The organism is Pseudomonas sp. ADAK2, from assembly GCF_012935755.1.
Taxonomy (GTDB): Bacteria; Pseudomonadota; Gammaproteobacteria; order Pseudomonadales; family Pseudomonadaceae; genus Aquipseudomonas.
Map to the genome: position 1 here is coordinate 5,055,861 of NZ_CP052862.1, position 18,353 is coordinate 5,074,213.

Below are 18,353 nucleotides of genomic sequence, written 5' to 3' on the forward strand. Positions count from 1 at the left end.
CTGTTCAAAAAACACCCAATCACGGTCGCAAACCCTGCTTCTGGATAAGTCACGGTTTTTCTTCGTTATTTATCAAGAGAATTTCTGCCAAACCCAGACTTGTCCCCATTAGCTGTGGGTGGAGATGTGGATAACTTGTTCGCTAAACCTTGCAAGCCACGTCCCGTATAGGCCCGAACGCGATAGATCAGATTTCATACAGGTCTAAGGCACTGCCTTGACTTCAAACTGTCGCGTGTCTTCACTAACCAGTTACAAAAGGACAGCCGCCACTTATCCACATCTGGTTCAGGGAGAACGCGTGATGGATAGCCAGCCACACCGCTCGCACCCCATTCCCTGCACGACCTGCGTCCCGGCCGCCGCGACCTCGCTGCGCAAGCGAATTCATCGCCGGGCCGCCAATCAGCGTGCGCGTCTATAGCGCCAGACCTTTGCACTGACACAGCTTGCTGCCGCCGGGTTCGCCCGGTGGCTAGGTGTTCGTTCGTCCATTGATTGCAGGCAACCGCAGAGTTGCCCCATTAGCCTGAAAGGAAAAGAACCATGACCCGGATCGCTACGCCCATCAGCGACATCAAGGAACACTACGACGTGATCGTCATCGGCTCCGGCTATGGCGGCGGGATTGCGGCTTCGCGGCTGTCCCGGGCTGGCAAGCGGGTGTGCCTGCTGGAGCGCGGGCGGGAGATGCAACCCGGCGAATACCCCAACACCATGATCGCGGCCACCGAGGAATTGCAGGTGCACGACCCGGACGGCCACATCGGCTCGCGCACCGGGTTGTTCGACTTGCACGTCAACGCCCAGCAGAACGTGGTGGTCGGTTGCGGTCTGGGCGGTACGTCGCTGATCAATGCCAACGTTGCCCTGGAGCCGGAGCCCGGCGTGTTCGACGATCCGCGCTGGCCGCTGGCGGTGCGTGAGCATCGCGACACCTTGCTCAAGGACGGTTACGCCCGGGCCCGGGAAATGCTCAAACCGATGCCGTACCCCAGCACTTCGCCGGTGCTGCCGAAACTCGAAGCCAACAAGAAGTCGGCGGATTACCTCAAGCAAGGCGCGCACTTCTACCGGCCGCCGATCAACGTGACCTTCGACAAACTGCCGAACAACCTCAACCACGTCGGCGTCGAGCAACTGCCGTGCAACCACTGCGGTGATTGCGTCTCGGGCTGTAACAACAAGGCCAAGAACACCACGCTGATGAATTACCTGCCGGACGCCTGGAACCACGGCGCGGAGATTTTCTGCCAGGCCGAAGTGCGGCACCTGGAGCGCGACGGCGATGGCTGGATCGTGCACTTCCAATATCTCGATAGCGGGCGTGAAAAGTTCTCGGCGCCGACGCTGTTCGTCAAAGCCGACATCGTGGTGGTGTCCGCCGGCACCCTGGGCTCCACCGAAATCCTCCTGCGCTCCCGGGACAAAGGCCTGTCGACCTCCAACCAGCTCGGCGAAAACATGAGCGGCAACGGCGACATCCTCGGCTTCGGCCACAACTGCGAACAAGCGATCAACGGCATCGGTTTCGGCGCGCATCCGGCCAAGGAACTCAGCCCGGTGGGCCCGTGCATCACCTCAATCATCGACATGCGCACCGAAGGCGACTGGCGCAGCCGCATGGTCATCGAAGAAGGCTCGATCCCCGGCGCCCTCGGCCGGCCGATGGTGCCGAGCATGGCCGGGTTCGCCGAGCTGATCGGCAAGGCCACCGACGACAGCTTCACTGGCAGGTTGAAATACAAGGAGCGCGAAGCCGAAAGCTTCCTTCGGGGCCCGTACTACGGCGCGCTGCACAACATGCAGACGTACCTGATCATGAGCCACGACGACGGCAAAGGCCGCATGGTGCTCGACAGCAAGGATCAGTTGCGCATCGACTGGCCGGGCGTCGGCGAGCAGGAGAACGTCAAACTCGGCAACGAGCGCCTGCACCTGAGCACCAAGGCGCTGGGCGGGATCTGGGTCGAGAACCCGATCTGGACCAAGCTGCTCAAGCACAGCATCGTTTCGGTCCATCCGTTGGGCGGCTGCGTGATGGGCGAAGACGCGGGGCAGGGCGTGGTCAACCACAAGGGTCAGGTGTTCAGCGGTGCCAGTGGCACCGACGTGTATGCCGGGTTGTACGTGACTGACGGCGCAGTGATCCCGACGTCCCTGGCGGTCAATCCGCTGCTGACCATCTCAGCGGTCAGCGAACGCAACATGGGCCTGCTGGCGGCTGATCGCGGCTGGCAGATCGACTACACGCTACCGTCGGCACCGCGCAAACAAGTAGCGCCACCGACCCTCGGCGTGCAGTTCACCGAAACCATGAAGGGCTACTTCTCCAAGGACTTCACCCAGGCCCAAGGCACCGACCTCAAGCTGTATGAAGCAGCGGCCACCCGTGGCGAAGCGGAAAACTCACCCATCGAGTTCACCCTGACCATCACCGCCAACGACCTCAATCGCATGATCAAGGAGCCGGAACACGCAGCCACCCTGGTCGGCACATTGAATGCGCCGGGCCTGTCGCCGCAACCGCTGACCGCCAGCAATGGCGTGTTCAACCTGTTCGAGCAGTTCGAGGAACAGGTCGGCGTACGCCACATGAAATACGACATGAAACTGACCGCCGAAGACGGTCACGACTATTTCTTCAGCGCCTTCAAAACCGTGCCCGAAGACAACGGCGTGCTGAATATCTGGCCCGACACCAGCACCCTCTACGTCACGCTGTATAACGGCCCGGACAAGACGGGCGCGGTGCTCGGCTCCGGGGTGATGCACATCCACCCGACCGACTTCGCCAAGCAAATGACCACCATGAAAGTGCTTAATGCGCGTAACGAGCGCGAGCGCATCGAAGGGCTGGCGCGGTTCGGCAAGTTCTTCGCAGGCATCCTCTGGGAGAGTTACGGCGGGGTGTTCGCCGGTGATATCTACTTCAACCCGGACGCGCCGCCACGGCTGAAACGGCCGCTGGATGCGCCGCCACCGAGCGTGCATTTCTTCCAGACCGAGGACAACGTTGAGTTGCGCCTGACCCGTTATCAGGGCGGCAGCAAAGGCCCGGTGATGCTGGTGCATGGGTTGGGTGTGGGCTCGAATATCTTCTCCACCGACACCATCCAGACCAACCTCCTGGAATTCCTGTGCAAGCACGAGTACGACGTCTGGCTGCTGGACTTGCGGGTGAGCATCCTGCTGCCGGCGAGCAAGAAGGAATGGAACGGCGACCAGATCGCCGAGTACGACTTCAAGGCCGCCATCGCGCAAATCCAGCAAGCGACCCAAGCGAAAGACGTGCAGTGCGTGGTGCATTGCTACGGCGCGACGATCTTCTTCATGTCGCTACTGGCCGGGTTGCAAGGCGTGCGTTCGGTGGTCTGTTCGCAGATTGCGGCGGACACCGTAGTAGCCACGGCGACGGGCCTGAAAGCCGGTTTGCACTTGCCGGGGATGCTCGATGCCATCGGGATCAAATCCCTCACCGCCTACGCCGACAACAAGGAAAACTGGTTCAACAAGCTCTACGACAAAGCCCTCAACGGCTATGCGCGGATCGAGGCCCAGGGCTACTGCACCAACCCGGTGTGCCACCGCATCACCTTCATGTACGCCTCGCTGTATCGCCACGACACCCTCAACGAAACCCTGCACGACAACCTGCACGAACTGTTCGGCGAGTCGAACATGCAGACCTTCGAGCACCTGGCGCTGATCGTGCGCAAAGGGCATCTGGTGAACTTCAAGGGTGAAGATGTCTACATGTCGCACTTCGACCGGCTGAGCATGCCGATCTGTTTCATCAGCGGCGCCGACAACCAGTGCTACTTGCCGGAAAGCACGCTCAAGACCTACGAGCGGGTGTGCAAGGTCCACGGGCCGGAGCGCTACAGCCGGCACGTGGTGCCGGGCTACGGCCACATCGACTGCATGTTCGGCAAGGACGCGGTGGTCGATGTGTACCCGATCATCCTGCAACACCTGGAGAAAACAGCCATCGGCCAGTAATGATCGTTCCCACGCTCCGCGTGGGAATGCATCCCGTGACGCTCTGCGTCACAAGAGCGGACGCGGAGCGTCCATGGCGGCATTCCCACGCAGAGCGTGGGAACGATCTGGGGATAAAAAATGGACAGTTACATCCGCTGGTTTCAACGCTTCATCTGGCTAGGCATCGTGATGAATATGTTCTTCGCGCTGCCGGCACTGTTTGCCCCGGCGCTGCTGACGTCGATGCTCGGCCTGCCGCCACAACTCTCCGATCCCTGGCTGGAAAACGCCGGCATGTTGCTGGTGGGCATCAGCGTGTTCTACATGCCGTCGGGCTTCAACGCGCCACGGTTCGTGGTGCATTCCTGGTTGTGCGTGCTGTCGCGGCTGATCGCCGTGGCGTTCTGGATCTACCTGATCAATACCAGCAACCAGGCCACGGTGTTCGTGCCGATGTTCCTCGGCGACCTGAGCATGTTCCTGATCCTCGGGATCCTGCTGTACCTCGGCACTACGCCGGCCACGCGGCCGTTGGCGCTGCTGTGCGACGGCTGGCGGGAATGGCGCGCGGGTTGGGCGCTGCGCTGGCAAAGCCACGGCTTCAAGGTCGGAACACTGATCGTGGTGTTGCTGCTCGGGTTTATCGGCTACGAAACCTGGTACCAAATGCTGCGAGTGGTGCCGGCGGAGAAATATGCCTCCGACGAAGACCACTACAAATACGCCGCCATCGGCCTGGGCATCGAAGCGCGCATCCCCTATTACCTGTTCGCCGTACTGCCGCAGATGTGCCCGGAGAAACTGCCGAAACCCGGTGGCTATGAAGTCTTCGGTTTCCTCTTCGAAAACGGCAAGGACCTGCCCGTCGGCATGGCCAAGCGACAGATCGGCTACCCGACCGTCGAGCCGAACTGTGCCTTGTGCCACACCGGTTCCTACCGCGCCAATGCCAGCGATGTCGCCAAAACAGTGGCCACGGCACCGGCCAACACCCTGCAACTGCAAGCGTTCCAATGGTTTGCCTACGATTGCGCCAGCGACCCGAAATTCACCACCGACGCGGTGATGACGGCGATCAACAGCAAGTTCCAGCTCGGCTTTTTCGAGCGGATTTACAACCGCTACCTGATCATCCCGATGGCCAAGAGCGCGCTGTTGAAACAGAAACAGGCCTACGCCTGGCAGAAGCTGCGTCCTCCCCAAGGGCCGGGCCGCACCGACACCTTCAACCCGACCAAAATGGTGGTGTTCGGCTTCCCGGATGACTCGACCATCGGCACCGTCGACTTGCCGCAAGTCTGGAACCAGAAGCCCCGGGAATCGCTGTACCTGCACTGGGACGGCAACAATAACGACATCCACGAACGCAACTACGCGGCGGCCATGGCCGTGGGCGCGACGCCGGAGTCGGTATTGCCGGAAAGCTTCAATCGCGTGACCAATTGGCTGCTCGGTACCAAACCGCCGGCGTGGCCGTGGGCGCTGGATCAGGCCAAGGTCGCCCAGGGCAAACCGGTGTGGGACAAGAACTGCGCCGGTTGCCATGAGTTCGGCCGCACCGACACCGGGCAGGTCACCACCAACATTGAAGAACTGGGCACCGATCCCCATCGCCTGGACTCGTTCACCACCGGTCTGGTGACCGCATTCCACGGCTTCAAGAAACCGCCGTTCGACTTCAACGCGTATCGCAAGACCCAGAGCTACAGCAACACCCCCACCGACGGCATCTGGATGCGCGCGCCCTACCTGCACAACGGTTCGGTGCCGACGCTGTGGGATTTGCTGCAACCACCGGAACAGCGGCCGCCGGTGTTCTTCACCGGCTCCGACGTCTACGACCAACAGAAAGTCGGCTTCGTCACCACCACCCAAATCCCGGGCGGTTTCAAATACGACACCCGGCTTGAGGGCAACCACAACAGCGGCCACCTGTATGGCACGCAACTGTCGGACATCGATAAACGGGCGCTCATCGAATTCATGAAAACCCTGTGATCCCACTACGGATGGAGGAAGGCCAACATGTCATTAGTCAGTCATTGGGAACATGAGTACGACAAGGTCAAGCTGCGCCTGCACGGGTTGTTCACGCGGCTGGAAATGTCGTGGAAGAAACTCGTCAGCGAGCTTGAACCGGAGGAATTCGAAGCCATTGTCGCGTTGCTGCAACGCGGTCACGACCAGGCGCAATACGTGCTCAAGCACGGCGATCTGCCGGACGATGAACCGAGCGTGCCGTGGGAGTTGTCCCACGGCTTGTCGATTCTGCACATCGGCAACGCCACGCCCTTGCCGCAATCGGTGGACGAGTTGCAAACCCGGGTGCTCAAGGACGGCAGTTTGCTCGGCTGTCGCAAATGGGAACTGCTGGATTTGCTGTGGAGCGAAGCGCTGCTGAAGTGGATCGAAAACCTGCGCCATCACGCGCCATTCGCCACCACCCCGGCGCTGATGAAAATGGACAGCGACGTGATCCTGGCGATTGCCGGCGACTGGGGCACCGGGCCGTTCGACAGCCATGCCCCGGCGGTGGCGGTGGCCAATCAGATGCAACTGGCCCAGGCCGATTTCACCATTCACCTGGGCGATGTGTATTACGCCGGCACCCACTCCCAGGAAGACGTCGACATGGTCGGTTGGCCGATGGGCAAGCACGGCTCGTTCACCCTCAACTCCAATCACGAGATGTACAGCGGCGCCCATGGCTATTACAAGGAACTGGCCAAGCGCTTCCCGACGCAGCAGGGCACCAGTTATTTCGCGTTGTACAACGATGACTGGCTGGTGGTCGGGCTCGACAGCGCGTACGCCTCGGACGCGATCAACCTGTACATGGACGGCACGCTCAACAAAGAGCAGATCGCCTGGATGAAAGAGCTGCCCCAGCGCAAGAAGATCATGGTGCTCAGCCATCACCAGGGCTTCGATATTTCCGGGCACAACAAGACCGCTCTGTATCAAACGGTGTGCGACGCCTTGGGGCGTGAGCCGGATTATTGGTACTGGGGGCATTTGCACAACGGCATCTGCTACGCCGCTCAGGGCGGGCTGCATGCGCGCTGCGCCGGGCATGGGGCGATTCCATATGGCAACGCGAGCGAACTGAACGGGCATTCGCGGGTGTTGTGGTCGGAAACCGAGAATGCCGGAGATGAGGCGTATCCGGATCGGGTGTTGAATGGTTATGTGAAAGTGCAGCTTGTCGGCGAAAATATTATCGAAACCTTTATCGGGGAGAACGGAAAAGTTCGATGGAGTTCGAACTGACTCAGTCGTTGGCTTGAATAAAATGCGCTCTTTTTGAGCGCATTTTTTATGGGTGATATATTTGGATAATTATTAATGGTTTTCTAAAAAGTTAGTTTTTCAGTTAATGGCGTCCCGGTCTTGGATTCAATATTAGTTGCCGGGCTCATTATCATGGAAGATTAATAATGCTTAACTTTAAAAAACTGGCGTTGCTGTCCGCCATTCTCGCTGCGCCTGTGCTCGCTTCGCACTCCGTGTCGGCGGCAGAAACAGCACCGGGTATTACGGACTTTACCAAACCCTTTAACGAATACACTTGGGTGATGGCGCATAACGGTTTTCTGGATGAAATGCGTGAACAACTTAATCGAGGTGTTCGGGGTTTTATGCTGGACTTGCATCTGGGCAATTTGGATAGCACCCCAACCGCTTATTTGTGTCATACCCTGGACACCTGGAAGTGTTCTACGAGAACGGACATGAAGTTCGCTGACGCATTGAACACTGTATTCCTGCCGTTCTTGCGAAGTAATCCCAATGCCGTGGTCACTGTGACACTCGAAAATTACGTCGGCAGGGATGTCCTCAACAGGGCATTCGATGCCGTGCCGGGCCTGGCGGACATGATGTTTGACCCACGGGCCTATTCCGGCTCGCGGTCCTGGCCAACCCTTCAGCAGATCATCGGCAGCGGCAAGCGCCTGATCATGCTGACCGATGGTCATCCGGGCGAGTACGTCAGCAACGGCAAAACGATCAACCTGCTCAAGGACAGTCAATGGGAGAACCAGAATTACTGGGACCTGGGTGCAACCACCCTCAAGCATGATTGGAGTTGTCCGTCGCGCTGGAACTCTTACACCCCGACGGTAGCGGTGAACGGTTTCTCCCCGTGGCCGCGATTGTTCGTCATGAATCAGTTTCATAGCTTCGAAAAAAATGCCGCACACGCTGGCGATGTGGATAACAACCTGACTTACCTGGAGCGACGCGTCGACAGCCATTGTGCCGCCGTGTTTGGCAAACGCACGGCGCCGAACTTCCTTGCCATCGATTACAACCATCGCGGCGACACGTTTCCCTATGCGGCCGCGCTGACCCAGGGGGGTTACTACTTCTACGAACAGAATCAGGCCAACTCGGCCGGTGATACGACCTGCGTTATTCCGGCGGGCAAAGACTATAACTTCAGCCTGCCGGCACACGGCTGTGAAAATGATGAAGCCAGGTCCTTGAAATTGCGTGGGGTGGCTAAGGGGACACGCATTGCCGTTTATGATTCGTCCAGCGGTGATCCGAAAGATGACCACGCCTTTATCGATGTTAAACGTGATATCGGTTTGCACGAGTCGGTGGTGGTAGGAACGTTTGAAACCCAATACGAGGACGCTGATTTCAAATTGACCTATGTCCGCAATAACGGCCTGGATGGCAAAGTGTCGCGGATTTCGGTAGGCAAGACACCGGCCGATTTTTCCGATGCCAGTGTCGTGTTGTATGAAGGCAACGGCGCCGGTCAGAACATTGTCTGCACGGTAAGCCTGGCTCACAGCGCCAACTTCAACTTCAAATCGGGCAATGCCTGCAAAAATGACGAAGCCAAATCCGCCAGAATTCTGCGGGCCAAGGCGGGCACCAGTTTCAGTGTCTACGGCAATTGGGACCAGAATCGGAACCAGGGGTATGCGCGAGTGGATGTCCTGCGTGACATTACTCAGCCCGTGGTGGTGGGAAGTTTCGAACGCAACTATGACGGTGGCTCGTGGCGGATTACCCGCGGCGGCTCTTCCAGTCAACTGGATGGCAAGGTATCGAGCATGAGAGTGCAACAGCCTTAAACCAACGCAAAAAACAAACCCCCGTGGATCGTAATGATCGACGGGGGTTTGTCAGACGATTCAGCCCTGAACCGGCACGCCCTTGAGGTAAGCCGCCGGCTCAGCCCCCAGGTTGTTCAACAACCGCTCGCTGTACCAATCCACAAAATTCACCACGCCAAACTCATAAGTCTGGGAGTAAGGCCCTGGCTGATAAGCCGTGGAGTTGATCCCGCGCTGGTTCTCTTCGGCCAGGCGACGATCCTGGTCGTTGGTTGCGTCCCAGACCTTACGCATGCGCTCGACGTCGTAATCCACGCCTTCGACGGCATCCTTGTGCACGATCCACTTGGTGGTGACCATGGTTTCCTGAGCGCTGATCGGCCACACGGTGAAGACGATGATGTGGTCGCCCATGCAGTGGTTCCACGAGTGCGGCAGGTGCAGGATGCGCATCGAACCGAGGTCCGGGTTCTTGATCCGGCCCATGAGTTTGGCGCAGCCCTGTTTGCCGTCGAGGGTCATCGACACGGTGCCCTTGAGCAGCGGCATGCGCACGATACGGTTACGCAGGCCGAAACTGGCGTGAGCGTAAGGAATCTTCTCGGCTTCCCAGGCAGCGGCGGAGGCGGCGACGTGGTCCTTGAACGCCTGATCGGCGCGCGGGTCGGTCACGTCATCCCATTCCAGCAGGGTTTTCAGCAGTTCCGGGTGCGACGCGTTGCAGTGGTAGCACTCGCGATTGTTTTCCAGCACCAGTTTCCAGTTGGCCTTTTCGAACAAGGTGGTCTGGATCGCCACCTTGGTGTTTTCCATGTCGTACGGTTCCATGTAATGGTTCAGCGTCGACAGGAAGTCATCAATCGCCGGCGGGTTCTCCGACAGGCTGATGAAAATGTAACCGCCAGCGGTTTTCACGCTCACCGGTTTGAGGCCGTACTGCTTCATGTCGAAGTCGGCGCCCATTTCGGTGCCGGCGAACAGCAGACGACCGTCCAGCTCGTACGTCCACTGGTGGTAGTGGCAGACCAGCTTGGCGACTTTGCCTTTTTCGCTGGTGCACAGCCGAGAACCACGGTGGCGGCAAACGTTGTGGAACGCGTGCACCACGCCGTCGGCGCCGCGAATCACGATGATCGGGTTCTTGCCGACTTGCAGGGTCAGGTAGTTGCCCTTGGCCGGTATTTCGCAGGTCATGCCGGCGATCAACCACTCTTTCTGGAAGATCTCCTGCATGTCGATATCAAACAGCCGCTCGTCAGAGTAAAACGGCTGCGGCAGCGAGAAAGTGCGCTCGCGCTCTTGCAGCATCTGCGCAGTGGCCTTGCGTGCGGGTTCCAGCGGATCGCCCAGGCTGATTTTTGCGGTGACGTCCATCGATTTGATCCTCAAGGCCTTTCTGTGAGGCCGGCGAAAAGTGGCTGATACGGTTTGCTACGCAAGGTGTAAAGAATCTGTCGTTGTGTGGGGCGAGTGTGGGCCCGGCGCTGCCCAGAACCTTATCCATGGGCGACATGGCCCAATCTGTTCCCGACGCGCAACCCCCGGTAGTTGGGGGCTGGTCGCGATAAGTATGTGAATGTCGCAGATAGGTAAATGGGTGGCTCGCGCTATACGCAGAATCGCCAACATAAGGCCGACCATCGGCGGTGGAGAACAGCATGTCCAACAGCTTCCTGAATCCGGTAACCACCCAGACCTGGGCCAATGGTCGACACATCGTCCGTTGCGTCAAAGTCATCCAGGAAACCTGGGACGTGCGCACCTTCTGCTTTATGGCCGATCAGCCAATCCTGTTCTTCTTCAAGCCCGGGCAGTTCGTGACCCTGGAGCTGGAAATCGACGGCGTGCCGATCATGCGCTCCTACACCATTTCCAGCTCGCCGTCGGTGCCGTACAGCTTTTCGGTGACGATCAAACGTGTACCGGGGGGCAAGGTCTCCAACTGGTTGCACGACACCTTGCACGAAGGCCAGGAGCTGGCGGTGCACGGGCCGGTCGGGCTGTTCAACGCCATGGACTTCACCGCGCCCAAGGTTTTGTACCTCAGCGGTGGTGTCGGTATTACACCGGTGATGTCCATGGCGCGCTGGTTCTACGACACCAACGGCAACGTCGACATGGTGTTTATCCACAGCGCCCGTTCGCCCAAAGACATCATTTACCACCGCGAGCTGGAGCACATGGCGTCGCGGATCGACAACTTCAGCCTGCACCTGATCTGCGAGAAGCACGGTTTGGGCGAGCCCTGGGCCGGTTATCGCGGTTACCTGAACCACAAAATGCTGGAATTGATGGCCCCGGACTTCCTCGAACGCGAGGTTTTCTGCTGCGGTCCGACGCCGTACATGAACGCGGTCAAGCGCATGCTCGAAGCGGTTGGCTTCGACATGTCCCGTTATCACGAGGAATCCTTCGGCGCCACGCCACCGGAAGCCCGTGCCGATGCGGTGGAACAGGCGGAAATCGCTGCGGATGCGCCGGAAGTCGATCTGGCGGACTTGCACCAAGTCGAATTTATCTCGTCCGGCAAGAGCATTCGGGTGGCCCCGGGTGAAACCGTGCATGCGGCGGCGGCCAAGCTCGGTCTGCTGATTCCGAAGGCTTGCGGGATGGGGATTTGCGGGACGTGCAAGGTGATGAAGCTGGGGGGCGAGGTCGAAATGGACCACAACGGCGGGATTACCGAGGAAGACGAAGCGGAAGGATTCATCCTGTCGTGCTGCAGCGTGCCGAAGGGCGACGTGCGGATCGATTTCTAACACGCGCCGAATCTCCCGCAAGGAGCTGCCGAAGGCTGCGATCTTTTGATCCTGATCTTAAAAACAAGATCAAAAGATCGCAGCCTCGTTTCACTCGACAGCTCCTACAAGGGGTGTGGGTATTTCAGTCAACAAACAGATCCGGCATCAGTTTGTCGGTGGAGTCCGGTTCGAACCGATACCCCTCGAAGTCCGTCACCCCGTACTCCCCCAGAATCTCCTCATCAATCAGCAACCGCCCGGTAATGCTGCGGCCGCTGCTATCCAGAATCACATGTGCTGCATCCGCCATGATCGCCGGCGTTCGTGCATGTTTGAAGGATTCCCGCGAGCCCAGCTGAAATTCGATGGCTGCGGTGGCGATCATGGTCTGCGGCCACAATGAATTGACGCTGATGCCGTAATTCTTGAACTCCTCGCTCATCCCCAGCGTCAGCATGCTCATGCCGTACTTGGTCACGGTGTAGGGGCTGTATTGGGCGAACCATTTGGTCGCCAGGTTCAGCGGTGGCGACAGGTTAAGGATGTGGCCGTTGGATTTTTTCAGATAGGGCAGGGCAGCCTGGCTACAGAGCAACACGGCACGGGTGTTGATCTGGTGCATCAAGTCAAAGCGCTTGAGCTCGATGTGCTGCACGCCGGTCAACTTGATCGCCCCAGCGTTATTGACCAATGCATCAATCCCGCCGAAATGTTCATTGGCCCGGGCCAACGCCTCACGCACAGCGACTTCATCGCGCACGTCCACTTGCAACGCCAACGCCTTGCCGCCCGCCGCTTCAACTTCCTCGGCCACGCTGAAAATCGTCCCCGGCAGCTTGGCGTGCGGCTCGGCGCTCTTGGCCGCAATCACAATATTGGCCCCATCCCGCGCAGCCCGCAGCGCAATCTCGCGCCCGATGCCACGGCTGGCGCCGGTGATGAACAGGGTTTTGCCTTGTAGGGACATGCGTGCGCTCCTGATTGTTATTGTCTGAGCGAATGGTAGACCAACCAGCGGTCACTGATCGTTCCCACGCTCCGCGTGGGAATGCAGCCCGTGACGCTCCGCGTCACAACGGTGGTCGGCTTTGAATCGGCGGTGAAGCCGGAACGCGGAGCGTCCCTGGAGGCATTCCCACGCGGAGCGTGGGAACGATCAGTGGAGGCGCGTCGTAATTTCTCACGCGCTCCGCAGCACTGTCCTCTAGCCTTAAGTCATATCCCCGCTCACCCTTATCATTCCCTCGCAAAGGAATGCACTTATGGGCCGAAGCCGTTACGCCATCACAGAACCGGACAAACCCCACTTTCTCACCTGTACTCTCCTGGAATGGCTCCCGCTGTTCATCCGGCCTTACATCGTTGATCACCTGCTCAATTGCTGGCGTTATCAACAAACACATCAGGGGCTGCGGCTTTACGGGTATGTCGTTCTGGAAAACCATCTGCACTTCGTCGCGCAAGCTCCAGACCTGAGCAGATGCCTGCGCCAGTTCAAATCCTTCACGGCTCGACAAATCATCGGCGATCTGCAAAGCAGAGGGGCTGAGCGTGCATTACAACGCCTGCGGTTCAGTAAACGAGCGCACAAAAAGGATCGCGTTTATCAGCTTTGGCAGGAAGGTTCACACGCAGAGATGGTGTACAGCGAAATAGTGATGCGTCAGAAGCTGGATTACATCCATTACAACCCGGTGAAGCGTGGGTATGTGGATTTGCCGGAGCATTGGAGGTACTCAAGCGCGCGTGATTACGCAGGTCAGGAAGGACTGATCGAAATACAACGGTGGTACTGAGACAGTGATCGTTGATCGTTCCCACGCTCCGCGTGGGAATGCCTCCAGGGACGCTCCGCGTTCCAGCCTCACCTCCGATGAAGAGTCGACCACCGTTGTGACGCAGAGCGTCACGGGCTGCATTCCCACGCGGAGCGTGGGAACGATCAGTCGATCAGTGGCAGAGGGTTAGCGGGACATGACTTCGCGGATATCTGCCGCCAACTCGCGCACGCGTTCTTCTTCGGTGTCCCACGAGCACATGAAGCGGGCGCCGCCGTTGCCGATGAAGGTGTAGAAGCGCCAGCCCTTGGCGGTCAGGGCGGCGATGGCCGGTTCCGAGAGTTGCAGGAACACGCCGTTGGCCTGTACCGGGAACATCAGTTCCACGCCTTGAATATCGCTCACCAGTTCTGCCAGCAATTGCGCGCAGCGGTTGGCGTGTTTGGCGTATTTGAGCCAGGCGTCGTTTTCCAGGATGCCGACCCAAGGGGCCGAGAGGAAGCGCATCTTCGAGGCCAGTTGCCCGGCCTGTTTGCAGCGGTAGTCGAAGTCTTCGGCCAGTTTGTGGTTGAAGAACAGGATCGCCTCGCCCACCGCCATGCCGTTTTTCGTGCCGCCGAAGCACAACACGTCGACGCCGGCCTTCCAGGTCAGGTCCGCCGGGGTGCAGCCGAGGAATGCGCAGGCGTTGGAGAAGCGCGCGCCGTCCATGTGCAGGTTCAGGCCCAGCTCTTTGCAAGTGACGCTGATGGCGCGGATTTCTTCGGGGGTGTAGACGCTGCCGACTTCAGTGGCTTGGGTCAGGGTGACTACGCGAGGTTTCGGGTAGTGGATGTCCTGGCGCTTGAGGGCGACTTCGCGGATTGATTCCGGGGTCAGCTTGCCGTTCTCGGTGCGCGCAACCAGCAGTTTCGAGCCGTTGGAGAAGAATTCCGGCGCGCCGCATTCGTCGGTTTCGACGTGAGCGGTTTCCGAGCAGATGACGCTGTGGTAACTCTGACACAGCGACGACAGGGCCAACGAGTTGGCCGCGGTGCCGTTGAAGGCGAAGAACACTTCGCAGTCGGTTTCAAACAGTTTGCGGAAATCGTCTGACGCCCGTGCAGTCCATTCATCGTCGCCGTAAGCGCGCTGGTGGCCGTGGTTGGCCTGTTCCATGGCCGCCCAGGCTTCAGGGCAGATACCGGAATAGTTGTCGCTGGCAAATTGTTGGCTCTTATCGGTCATGGCCTGATTCCGTGTTCAAAACCCTTATGGTGAAGAGTTTTGTGGTCAATGATGGTGCGCACTTTACCGAAGATCGTCCGGGGAGCACACGCGATGATGCTGTCAGAAAATTACACAATTGACGGGCAATTATGCACATGACGCAAAGGGACGGCGCGCTCGATCTGCTCAAGTGGCTGGCGCTGCTGAGCATGGTGCTCGATCACCTCCGATATGTCGGTTACTCCGTCGATTTCCTGTATGTGCCGGGGCGGTTGGCATTTCCCTGGTTCTGCCTGGCGATGGCGGCGAATCTGTCTCGGACACGTGCAGCCGCAACAAGTGCTCAGTGGCGTTATCTGGGGTGGTTGATGGTGTTTAGTGCCATCAGCGAAATCCCCTATCGAATCTACATTCCAGATCCCGACACGTTTAACGTGATGCCTACGTTGGTACTCGGTCTGCTGGTGGCGCGCGGCTGGCAGCAGCCGACGCTGCAATCGCGACTGTTGGCGGTCGGCGCCGTTTTGTTCGCGGTGATGTTCCCGGAGCGACTGATGTTCGGTTGCTTCGGCGTGCTGTTGCCGTTGGCGATGCTGCTGGTGATCCGCCGGCCCTGGTATTTCAGCCTGCTGCCGGGGCTGGTGTGCCTGGCGGCCAATCAATGGCAGGTGCTGTATGGCGCGGCGCGGCTGGGGAATGGCGCGGCGATCTTCGGCATTGCCGCTTGTCTGATCGCGCCATTGCTCGGGCTGTTGCTGTTGCGACACGCCAGTCGCCTCAAGCCACCGCCCATGCGTCGCTGGGCGTATGCGCTCTATCCCGCGCACTTCCTCGCGCTTTTGGCCCTACGACAGGTTCTCGCGTAACCCCCGTAGAAGCTGCCATTTCAGCCCATGTCGTAAACGCACCTTTGCGTGGCGTCCATAGGCATTTGACCTGTCTGCGCCGGTCATACCATCGCATCCAAAGGGCACTGCCGAAAGGTACGTGCCTCACCGAGACGAAAGGCGCACAAGCCGCCGCTGGGAGAGACGCGATGTTCAGCAAGCAAGACCAGATCAAGGGCTATGACGATGCACTGCTGGCGGCGATGAATGCCGAGGAGCAACGCCAGGAAGATCACATCGAACTGATCGCGTCAGAGAACTACACCAGCAAACGCGTCATGGAAGCGCAGGGCAGTGGCCTGACCAACAAATACGCCGAAGGTTATCCGGGCAAGCGCTACTACGGTGGCTGCGAGCACGTGGACAAGGTTGAAGCCCTGGCCATCGAACGCGCCAAGCAACTGTTCGGCGCCGATTACGCCAACGTCCAGCCGCACTCCGGTTCTTCCGCCAACAGCGCCGTTTATCTGGCCCTGATCCAGCCGGGCGACACCATTCTGGGCATGAGCCTGGCCCACGGCGGCCACCTGACCCACGGCGCCAAAGTGTCGTCCTCGGGCAAGCTCTACAACGCCGTGCAGTACGGCATCGACACCAAGACCGGCTTGATCGACTACGACGAAGTCGAACGCCTGGCCGTCGAGTGCAAGCCGAAAATGATCGTCGCCGGGTTCTCCGCTTACTCCAAGACCCTCGACTTCCCGCGCTTCCGCCAGATTGCCGACAAGGTCGGTGCGCTGCTGTTCGTCGACATGGCCCACGTGGCCGGTCTGGTTGCCGCCGGTCTGTATCCGAACCCGCTGCCGTACGCCGACGTGGTCACCACCACCACCCACAAGACCCTGCGCGGTCCACGTGGCGGCCTGATCCTGTGCAAGGCCAACGAAGAGATCGAGAAAAAGCTCAACTCCGCCGTATTCCCTGGCGCACAGGGCGGCCCGCTGATGCACGTGATCGCCGGTAAAGCGGTGTGCTTCAAGGAAGCGCTGGAGCCAGGTTTCAAGGCCTATCAACAACAAGTGATCGACAACGCCCAGGCCATGGCCGGCGTGTTTATCAAACGCGGCTACGATGTAGTGTCCGGCGGTACTGACAACCACCTGTTCCTGGTCAGCCTGATCCGTCAGGGCCTCACCGGTAAAGACGCGGACGCCGCCCTCGGTCGCGCCCACATCACCGTGAACAAGAACGCTGTGCCAAACGATCCACAGTCGCCGTTCGTGACCTCGGGCTTGCGCATCGGCACCCCGGCGGTGACCACGCGCGGCTTCAAGGTGACCCAGTGTGTGACGCTGGCCGGCTGGATCTGCGACATCCTCGACAACCTCGGCGATGCCGATGTTGAAGCGAATGTGGCGCAGCAAGTGGCAGCCCTGTGCGCGGACTTCCCGGTTTATCGCTGAGCGCGGTTTTGGAGTAAATGACTATGCAACGCTATTCGGGCTTCGGCCTCTTCAAACACTCCCTCAGCCATCACGAAAACTGGCAGAAAATGTGGCGCACGCCGACCCCGAAAAAGGTCTATGACGTGGTCATTGTCGGCGGTGGCGGGCATGGTCTCGCCACGGCTTACTACCTCGCCAAAGAACACGGGATCACCAACGTGGCCGTGGTCGAGAAAGGCTGGCTGGGCGGCGGTAACACCGCGCGCAACACCACCATCGTTCGCTCCAACTACCTGTGGGACGAGTCGGCGCACCTGTACGAACACGCGATGAAATTGTGGGAAGGCCTGTCCCAGGACCTGAACTACAACGTGATGTTCTCCCAGCGCGGCGTTTACAACCTGTGCCACACCCTGCAAGACATCCGTGATTCCGAGCGTCGGGTCAGCGCCAACCGCCTCAACGGCGTGGACGGCGAATTGCTGGATGCCAAGCAAGTGGCCGACGAGATTCCGTACCTCGACTGCTCGAAGAACACCCGCTACCCGGTGCTGGGCGCCACCGTTCAGCGTCGCGGCGGCGTGGCTCGTCACGATGCCGTGGCCTGGGGCTTTGCCCGTGCCGCCGACGCCTTGGGCGTTGACCTGATTCAACAGACCGAAGTGATCGGTTTCCGCAAGGAAAACGGTGTGTGCATCGGTGTTGAAACCAACAAGGGCTTCATCGGCGCCAAGCGTGTTGGCGTGGTCACTGCCGGTAACTCCGGACACATGGCCAAACTCGCCGGTTTCCGCCTGCCGATCGAATCCCACCCGCTGCAAGCGCTGGTGTCCGAGCCGATCAAGCCAATTATCGACAGCGTGATCATGTCCAACGCCGTGCACGGTTACATCAGCCAGTCCGACAAGGGCGACCTGGTAATCGGTGCCGGCATTGACGGCTACAACGGCTACGGCCAGCGCGGTTCGTACCCGGTGATCGAGCACACCATCCAGGCCATCGTCGAGATGTTCCCGGTGTTGTCCCGCGTACGCATGAACCGGCAGTGGGGCGGCATCGTCGACACCACGCCGGATGCGTGCCCGATCATCTCGAAAACCCCGGTGCCGAACATGTTCTTCAACTGCGGTTGGGGCACCGGTGGCTTCAAGGCGACACCTGGCTCGGGCAACGTATTTGCCGCGAGCCTGGCCAAGGGCGAAATGCACCCATTGGCCGCACCTTTCTCCATCGACCGTTTCCACAACGGTGCGTTGATCGATGAACACGGCGCTGCTGCGGTTGCCCACTAACAGGA

General features: G+C 59.4%; 12 protein-coding genes. 9 read left to right on the plus strand and 3 right to left on the minus strand.

The window, feature by feature from the left end; all coding sequences use genetic code 11:
* Nucleotides 1–546: 546 nt before the first annotated feature.
* From HKK52_RS23205 to HKK52_RS23220, 4 genes are all read left to right on the plus strand, one after another.
* Nucleotides 547–4,002, plus strand: a complete 3,456-nt coding sequence (locus HKK52_RS23205) for a GMC family oxidoreductase N-terminal domain-containing protein (protein WP_169372750.1) — start codon at nucleotides 547–549, stop codon at nucleotides 4,000–4,002.
* Nucleotides 4,003–4,122: 120 nt separating this feature from the next.
* On the plus strand, nucleotides 4,123–5,982 hold the full coding sequence (locus HKK52_RS23210) for a hypothetical protein (protein WP_169372751.1): 1,860 nt from the start codon (nucleotides 4,123–4,125) through the stop codon (nucleotides 5,980–5,982).
* Nucleotides 5,983–6,009: 27 nt separating this feature from the next.
* The gene (locus HKK52_RS23215) at nucleotides 6,010–7,254 is read left to right on the plus strand and encodes a metallophosphoesterase family protein (RefSeq protein WP_169372752.1); all 1,245 of its coding nucleotides are present in this window, start codon (nucleotides 6,010–6,012) and stop codon (nucleotides 7,252–7,254) included.
* Nucleotides 7,255–7,421: 167 nt separating this feature from the next.
* The gene (locus tag HKK52_RS23220) at nucleotides 7,422–9,074 is read left to right on the plus strand and encodes a hypothetical protein (protein ID WP_169372753.1); all 1,653 of its coding nucleotides are present in this window, start codon (nucleotides 7,422–7,424) and stop codon (nucleotides 9,072–9,074) included.
* Nucleotides 9,075–9,134: 60 nt separating this feature from the next.
* Here the strand turns inward: HKK52_RS23220 and gbcA are convergent, their stop codons facing one another.
* Complete coding sequence (gene gbcA, locus HKK52_RS23225) at nucleotides 9,135–10,430, minus strand: glycine-betaine demethylase subunit GbcA (RefSeq protein ID WP_169372754.1); 1,296 nt, start codon at nucleotides 10,428–10,430, stop codon at nucleotides 9,135–9,137.
* Between the two features lie 284 nt (nucleotides 10,431–10,714).
* Here gbcA and gbcB point away from each other — a divergent pair, with 284 nt between their 5' ends.
* Complete coding sequence (gbcB, locus tag HKK52_RS23230; RefSeq protein ID WP_169372755.1) at nucleotides 10,715–11,815, plus strand: glycine-betaine demethylase subunit GbcB; 1,101 nt, start codon at nucleotides 10,715–10,717, stop codon at nucleotides 11,813–11,815.
* 124 nt (nucleotides 11,816–11,939) lie between these two features.
* Here the strand turns inward: gbcB and HKK52_RS23235 are convergent, their stop codons facing one another.
* On the minus strand, nucleotides 11,940–12,764 hold the full coding sequence (locus tag HKK52_RS23235; protein WP_169372756.1) for an SDR family oxidoreductase: 825 nt from the start codon (nucleotides 12,762–12,764) through the stop codon (nucleotides 11,940–11,942).
* A 295-nt stretch (nucleotides 12,765–13,059) separates the two neighbouring features.
* Between HKK52_RS23235 and HKK52_RS23240 the strand changes: the two genes are divergently transcribed.
* The gene (locus HKK52_RS23240) at nucleotides 13,060–13,593 is read left to right on the plus strand and encodes an REP-associated tyrosine transposase (protein ID WP_169372757.1); all 534 of its coding nucleotides are present in this window, start codon (nucleotides 13,060–13,062) and stop codon (nucleotides 13,591–13,593) included.
* Nucleotides 13,594–13,761: 168 nt separating this feature from the next.
* Here the strand turns inward: HKK52_RS23240 and HKK52_RS23245 are convergent, their stop codons facing one another.
* On the minus strand, nucleotides 13,762–14,802 hold the full coding sequence (locus tag HKK52_RS23245) for a threonine aldolase family protein (RefSeq protein ID WP_092277088.1): 1,041 nt from the start codon (nucleotides 14,800–14,802) through the stop codon (nucleotides 13,762–13,764).
* Between the two features lie 131 nt (nucleotides 14,803–14,933).
* Here HKK52_RS23245 and HKK52_RS23250 point away from each other — a divergent pair, with 131 nt between their 5' ends.
* The 3 genes from HKK52_RS23250 (at nucleotide 14,934) to HKK52_RS23260 (ending at nucleotide 18,348) form a co-directional block, all read left to right on the plus strand.
* The gene (locus HKK52_RS23250) at nucleotides 14,934–15,650 is read left to right on the plus strand and encodes a TraX family protein (protein WP_169372758.1); all 717 of its coding nucleotides are present in this window, start codon (nucleotides 14,934–14,936) and stop codon (nucleotides 15,648–15,650) included.
* Between the two features lie 170 nt (nucleotides 15,651–15,820).
* Complete coding sequence (glyA, locus tag HKK52_RS23255; RefSeq protein WP_149659736.1) at nucleotides 15,821–17,074, plus strand: serine hydroxymethyltransferase; 1,254 nt, start codon at nucleotides 15,821–15,823, stop codon at nucleotides 17,072–17,074.
* Nucleotides 17,075–17,097: 23 nt separating this feature from the next.
* Nucleotides 17,098–18,348 carry a sarcosine oxidase subunit beta gene (locus tag HKK52_RS23260; protein WP_123410388.1) on the plus strand — a complete coding sequence of 417 codons (1,251 nt, stop codon included), beginning with the start codon at nucleotides 17,098–17,100 and terminating at the stop codon, nucleotides 18,346–18,348.
* Nucleotides 18,349–18,353: the final 5 nt, after the last annotated feature.

Bases quoted from the DNA above. Each gene is read 5' to 3' on its own strand.
- gbcB (WP_169372755.1), top strand. From the start codon at position 10,715: ATGTCCAACAGCTTCCTGAATCCGGTAACCACCCAGACCTGGGCCAAT.
- HKK52_RS23210 (WP_169372751.1), top strand. From the start codon at position 4,123: ATGGACAGTTACATCCGCTGGTTTCAACGCTTCATCTGGCTAGGCATC.
- HKK52_RS23235 (WP_169372756.1), bottom strand. From the start codon at position 12,764: ATGTCCCTACAAGGCAAAACCCTGTTCATCACCGGCGCCAGCCGTGGC.
- HKK52_RS23250 (WP_169372758.1), top strand. From the start codon at position 14,934: ATGCACATGACGCAAAGGGACGGCGCGCTCGATCTGCTCAAGTGGCTG.
- HKK52_RS23205 (WP_169372750.1), top strand. From the start codon at position 547: ATGACCCGGATCGCTACGCCCATCAGCGACATCAAGGAACACTACGAC.
- HKK52_RS23220 (WP_169372753.1), top strand. From the start codon at position 7,422: ATGCTTAACTTTAAAAAACTGGCGTTGCTGTCCGCCATTCTCGCTGCG.
- glyA (WP_149659736.1), top strand. From the start codon at position 15,821: ATGTTCAGCAAGCAAGACCAGATCAAGGGCTATGACGATGCACTGCTG.
- HKK52_RS23260 (WP_123410388.1), top strand. From the start codon at position 17,098: ATGCAACGCTATTCGGGCTTCGGCCTCTTCAAACACTCCCTCAGCCAT.
- HKK52_RS23240 (WP_169372757.1), top strand. From the start codon at position 13,060: ATGGGCCGAAGCCGTTACGCCATCACAGAACCGGACAAACCCCACTTT.
- HKK52_RS23245 (WP_092277088.1), bottom strand. From the start codon at position 14,802: ATGACCGATAAGAGCCAACAATTTGCCAGCGACAACTATTCCGGTATC.
- HKK52_RS23215 (WP_169372752.1), top strand. From the start codon at position 6,010: ATGTCATTAGTCAGTCATTGGGAACATGAGTACGACAAGGTCAAGCTG.
- gbcA (WP_169372754.1), bottom strand. From the start codon at position 10,430: ATGGACGTCACCGCAAAAATCAGCCTGGGCGATCCGCTGGAACCCGCA.